Annotated in this window: 2 protein-coding genes; one reads left to right on the top strand and one right to left on the bottom strand. The window is 43.2% G+C overall.

Annotated elements, in window-relative coordinates:
- Positions 1-391 precede the first annotated feature (391 nt).
- Positions 392-625: a hypothetical protein gene (locus ACYVTD_RS13935; protein WP_461248326.1), complete on the bottom strand. Its 234-nt coding sequence runs from the start codon at positions 623-625 to the stop codon at positions 392-394.
- A gap of 19 nt (positions 626-644) precedes the next feature.
- Between ACYVTD_RS13935 and ACYVTD_RS13930 the strand changes: the two genes are divergently transcribed.
- Positions 645-994, top strand: a 350-nt coding sequence (locus tag ACYVTD_RS13930) for a hypothetical protein (RefSeq protein ID WP_461248325.1), incomplete at its 3' end; no start/stop codon positions are given.

Here is a 994-nt window from a genome sequence, read left to right as displayed (position 1 = left end):
CACCCCCCTTATTAGGGGGTTATATCGCTCTTAGTAAGTTTTCTGAAAACATTTGCGTCCCTCCCTTTGACCCCCGCGCAAACGGCGGGCTAAAGCTCCCCTCATTTTGTTCATCGTGGAAAAGCCTTTCGGCGCTGGGGTGTTTAGGTTTTTTTCATCCCCCCCCCTTAAACGGCGTGCATAAGATTACCCCCCCCCCCCCCCCCAAACAATCCAACAGTAATAATGGGTTAATCAACCCAAAAAACAGCCTATTTAACGAAATAAAGTCCAATCTGAAAAATTATGTTTCTCTGTGTGGGGATTTATGCGGTGGCGGCTATTTCTTTGCGTACCAGTTCGCCTATGATTACCTCATCGGTCATATCAGGCATAGTTCTCTCATAAAAGATTATATAGCTACAGCAATTTTCTCTCGTATCATTTCGCTGATAAGTTCTGTTGTTGATTTACGGGTAGATTCAGAAGTAACACGAAGCCATGTTGCGGAAACATCGTCCAAAATTACGATGTTGCCCTTATGTTTCATAAAAAATCCGCTTTTTCCATCGCCGGAAACTTTAGGCGGATTTTTTGTTACCTGTTCGTCAAGGGCATCAGCTTCTTCGTCAGTCATTCTTGCCATAGTTTTCCTCTCATTTTCCATGATAAAGCAGGTGATGATAGATATTCCGGCACTTCATGGCGTGGAATACGTTTATGCTTGTATCATCAATCATATTGTACATAATTTCAAGAGGGTTGCCATTATTATCAAACCCCAAAAGCAAATGCTTGTCTTCTGCATCATCCCAAATGTCATCATAAACAACATTGATTATAGCATACCGGATAGCTGCTTCGGTAATGCCATGCTTAAAGGCAGAAGGGTTGAATTCAACAGCAACGTCCATACATTCAATATAACACAAAAAGAACAAGGTATCAACAAGCAATTAACCCCCGCCCAAACAACCGCCGTTGGCGGACTCCCACTGTTAGTGGAGGGCGAGGT

Source organism: Treponema sp. R6D11, assembly GCF_054786075.1.
This window is presented reverse-complemented; position numbering and strand designations above follow the sequence as displayed.

Coding starts and splice junctions, on each gene's coding strand:
- ACYVTD_RS13935 (WP_461248326.1), bottom strand. CDS start 625: ATGGCAAGAATGACTGACGAAGAAGCTGATGCCCTTGACGAACAGGTA.